Annotated in this window: 3 protein-coding genes; 2 read left to right on the forward strand and 1 reads right to left on the reverse strand. The window is 47.2% G+C overall.

Going from position 1 to position 3,586, the window contains the following annotated elements; genetic code table 11:
- The first annotated feature begins 188 nt into the window (after positions 1-188).
- Together PN462_RS10530 and PN462_RS10535 are read left to right on the forward strand one after the other, a co-directional pair.
- Positions 189-638: a hypothetical protein gene (locus PN462_RS10530; protein WP_272128143.1), complete on the forward strand. Its 450-nt coding sequence runs from the start codon at positions 189-191 to the stop codon at positions 636-638.
- 182 nt (positions 639-820) lie between these two features.
- Complete coding sequence (locus tag PN462_RS10535) at positions 821-2,386, forward strand: serine/threonine protein kinase (protein WP_272128144.1); 1,566 nt, start codon at positions 821-823, stop codon at positions 2,384-2,386.
- A 142-nt stretch (positions 2,387-2,528) separates the two neighbouring features.
- Here PN462_RS10535 and PN462_RS10540 read toward each other — a convergent pair whose 3' ends face one another.
- On the reverse strand, positions 2,529-3,407 hold the full coding sequence (locus tag PN462_RS10540) for a universal stress protein (RefSeq protein WP_272128145.1): 879 nt from the start codon (positions 3,405-3,407) through the stop codon (positions 2,529-2,531).
- Positions 3,408-3,586: the final 179 nt, after the last annotated feature.

The raw sequence follows: 3,586 nt of genomic DNA on the forward strand, positions 1-3,586 counted from the left end.
AGATGGAGGAGATGGGGGAGATGGAGGAGATGGGGGGATGGGGAAAACAAAAATATATATATTATTCCCGATTCCCGATTCCCGATTCCCGATTCCCGATTCCCGATTCCCTGTTCCCTTGTTCACAAAGAACAAATAACAAACAACAAAAGTTATACTAATACAAGAATGTCAGAGAAAAGTTGACTGTGGCTCATACTTTTTTGTTAGAGGAGGGACGCTGGATTTTGCAAGGCAACTGGCTGGAGCGTGATAGTATGCCGATTGTAGTCCGTGGCAAAACTATCATTGCTTGGGGTCAGAGCAATTGGTTCACATGGGTAACAAAACTCGTCTTTCCAGACAGCGATCGCCAAGAAATTGCATTTCAATATCGGGGTCGTCTAGAAGCGGGAGAACGTCACTATAATTTCGTTCTCCAGCAAAGTTTACTCGGTCGCGTGGAAGGAGAGGGTTGGATTGCACCCGAATCAATTATTCAACGGTATATGGTCATTGATGATGCAGAACGTCAGCGTCGGAGTGGGTTTGAAACCCTCTACCGGATAGATGACGATACCTACCGATTGTCCAGTGGCATTTTGACCGGAGTTTCTCTAACCAGTACCATGGAAGCGACGCTGCAACGTCAACGATAATAAAAGTCAACGATAAAATTACATTACAATCCGAAGCCAGAAAAACCCTAAAATTGAATAAAATAGGCTCACATCGGTGGGCCTAGTTCGATATTCTCACCCCTTGAACAGCCTTGAGCCTGTTCTAGCTTAGGGTTTCACCCAGTAAAAGACCTGCTCCCTTGTACGCTTGGAGCTATGTTATGGCAAAGCCTAATCAGGATCGCGCAGTAGCAAGCAAAGACCCCAATATTAATCGTCTCCTGTCTAATCGTTACCGGATTGTAGATTTGGCCGGGAAAGGAGCAATGGGGCAAGTGTATCGTGCCGAAGATACCCTCTTGGGGGGAGTGACGGTGGCGATCAAATTTCTAGCGCAAACCTTACTGAATCAAAAAATGCGCGATCGCTTTGAACGAGAAGCGACCATTTGCGCCTTACTCGCCGAAAAAAGTATTCACATTGTCCGCGTCAAAGACTATGGAGTAGATGACAACGAAGTCCCCTTCTATGTCATGGAATTCCTACAAGGGGAAAGTCTCAGTAACCTGATCAAAGCTCGTGCGTTACCCTTACCCCGTTTTCTCGATGTGGTGCGGCAAATTTGCCAAGGGTTAGACTGCGCTCACAAAGGAGTCGTCTTTAAAGGAGAACCCAGTCAAATTATTCACCGGGACATTAAACCCAGTAACATTCTCATCGTTCAAGATCATTCCCTAGGGGAACTGGTGAAAATTCTCGATTTCGGGATTGCCAAACTCATCGAGGCCAACCGCGATCAAACCCATTCTTTCATGGGGACTTTGGCCTACTGTTCCCCCGAACAAATGGAAGGGAAAGAACTCGACCATCGCTCCGACATCTACAGCTTAGGGGTGATGATGTACGAGATGTTAACCAATGAAATGCCCCTACTCCCCGAAAATAACTCCTTTGGGGGGTGGTATAAAGCGCATCACGACCTGAAACCCTTAGCCATTCCCTCCCATCTCAACATCCCGCCAGACTTAGACCGTTTAATTATGCAATGTTTGGCGAAACAGCCGAGCGATCGCCCCCAAAGTACCGCCAACATTTTACAAACCCTCGAACCCCTCGAAAAACGGTACAACAAGCGACCAAGCAATCGTCAACCCTCCCCCTCCGTCGCCCCCCCTCCCGACTCAGAAGACTCCAAAGAAAAGCACACCGAATCCACCCTAGAAGACCTTTGCTTACAACTCACCTGGCCAAAAAATAAACCCCAACAAAAAATTGTCTTTCCCCGCTTACTGCGAACCTCCAAAGGGGTATTTGTCACCCTCTGGGTGATGTTAGACCAAAAAGACCTCTTAAACCGTCGTTACAGCACCCGTTATAATCACTTCCTCTTTTCCACCACCCCCCATCCCATGTTGCTCTGGATTACCGTCTTATACAACCGAGAACATGGGCCGAGGTGGTTGCCGTTTTACCTGGACTTAAAAACCCCCCTCGGTCAAAATACCACCCGCTTATTAGGGGAGTCGGGGAGTTATCGGATGCTCTTTTATACCCTAGAAGACCCAGCCCATAAATGCCAGCACGTGATGGAAGTCCACATTGATCCTGAACAATGTAAACGGTTATTGCAATGGAGCAAAACCAGTAAAGGCATTCCCGATGCAGGACAAGCGGCCATGAGTAAAAGACTACTCAAACAAGAGTTTGAAAAACTCAAACCCAAAATTCAAATGAAGTTAGAAGCGGTACAAACCAATTATCCCCAATCCCAAAATTCTCATCGGTAATGGTTAATTGGCAATGGGGTGCGTTCAAGCTCAGAAACCGGGTTTCTGTGTAAAATGTGGGCTAAACACGATAACTTTAGATAGTAACCCGGTTTCTCCAACAAACAACAAACAACAAACAACAAACAACAACTCTCAACTATTACCGTTTTGGAGAGAAGAACAGCACCGGGAACCAACTGTGTCTTAACACTTCATTAGCGAAACTGGGAGAAGTGAAACTGACTAACGCACTGCGGTTGACGGCTGCCGTTGCGATCGCGCTAATATCAAACGTTAAGGCCGCCGCCAGAATTTCGTGCAACGGGTTGCCTGTGCGAATATCCACATTCACCTGTAACCCACAGTCCTCCAACTCTTGTTTCACCGTCGCTAACCGTTCCCCCGCTTCCTGTCGCTTATACTCTAAGGGAATTTCTCGGCGGCCTCCCGACGTAATCACCCAAACCAACATACACCGTTTAGGAAAATTCTCATGTTTGTTTTGGGCCGCCTCCTTAATCTGCTCCACAAGATAACGGGCCGCCTCCCCGTCGTTGTAGGGAATCAGCAAATAATTCCACAAATGCTGACAGCGTAACTCTAACTCCTCACGGGTATAAGTCGAAATCAACTGAGGCCGTAAAATCATCAACGGAATCGTGGTGGACTTCGTTAACCCCACCGTGGTACTCCCAAACAACGTCTCCTGCATTAAATTCCGGGTGGGAGTCCCCGTGAACAACACCTCCGCTTGATGCTGTTCAATTAAATGGGGAATGGTTTCTGCGGGTTTTCCCGACGGAACAGCAATTTCAACCTGAACCCCCTCCGGGACTTGCTCAGTGGCCGCAGCGAGTTTTTCCCGGGCCGCTTCAATCCCTTCTTCATCCACACGAGGAACTTTCCCCTCCTCCCACAACGGGACACTATGGGCAAAGATAATCTTCTCCAGTCCCCCTTGGGCTAAACTGGGGACAAAATTAATCAGACGATGAAGACCATCAGTAAAATCTGTGCAGATCAGACAACTTTTAAACATAGAAGGAAAAATAAAGATAAAATTAGCTAAATTAAAGGGGGATGAGCCTCTTTAACTGAACCGTGAACAGCACATTCTACACGGCAAAGACTCAACGGCAAAGACTCAACGGCAAAGACTCAACGGCAAAGACTCAACGGCAAAGACTCAACGGCAAAGACTCAACGGCAAAGACTCAA

The organism is Spirulina sp. CS-785/01 (assembly GCF_028330525.1).
In the GTDB taxonomy this organism is placed as follows: domain Bacteria; phylum Cyanobacteriota; class Cyanobacteriia; order Cyanobacteriales; family Spirulinaceae; genus JAQMSD01.

Coding starts and splice junctions, on each gene's coding strand:
- PN462_RS10535 (WP_272128144.1), top strand. CDS start 821: ATGGCAAAGCCTAATCAGGATCGCGCAGTAGCAAGCAAAGACCCCAAT.
- PN462_RS10540 (WP_272128145.1), bottom strand. CDS start 3,407: ATGTTTAAAAGTTGTCTGATCTGCACAGATTTTACTGATGGTCTTCAT.